The following is a 594-nucleotide window of genomic DNA, read 5'->3' as shown; positions in this document are numbered from 1 at the left end:
ACCTTCCCGCAGGCCGCCGTCCACTTCCTGTCCTTCAACCAGAAGACCGAGGCGTTGCAGCCCGAAGCCGTCTGGGAGGCCGCGCGCTACCTCGTGAATTACGAGGGCATGACCGACAGCTTCCTGAAGGGCCAGATGGAAATCCATCAGGCCTTCTGGCCGAAGGGTTTTCCGGGCTCCTATGATGAAACGCCCTTCACCTACGATCCGGAAAAGGCCAAGCAGATCCTCGCCGATGCCGGCGTCGAGACGCCGATCGACGTGACGCTCGACGTCATCAATTCGGCGCCGTTCACCGACATGGCGCAGTCGCTGCAGGCAAGCTTCGCCGAAGCCGGCATCAATTTCGACATCATCCCGGGCACCGGCGCGCAGGTGATCACCAAGTATCGCGACCGCACCCATGAGGCGATGCTGCTCTATTGGGGCCCGGACTTCATGGACCCGCATTCGAACGCCAAGGCGTTTGCCTACAATGCCGATAATTCCGACGACAACTACCAGGCAACCACCACCTGGCGGAATGCCTGGGCCGTGCCGGACGACATGAACAAGGAAACCATGGCCGCCCTTTCGGAATCCGATCCGGACAAG

1 protein-coding gene is annotated in these 594 nt (G+C 61.1%); it reads left to right on the top strand.

What is annotated here, in order from left to right; all coding sequences use genetic code 11:
- A partial coding sequence (locus B4E36_RS18475) for an ABC transporter substrate-binding protein (RefSeq protein WP_345900663.1) occupies positions 1–594 on the top strand: 594 nt, incomplete at both ends.

This window comes from Martelella sp. UBA3392 (assembly GCF_002358775.1).
GTDB lineage: Bacteria > Pseudomonadota > Alphaproteobacteria > Rhizobiales > Rhizobiaceae > Martelella > Martelella mediterranea.
This window is presented reverse-complemented; position numbering and strand designations above follow the sequence as displayed.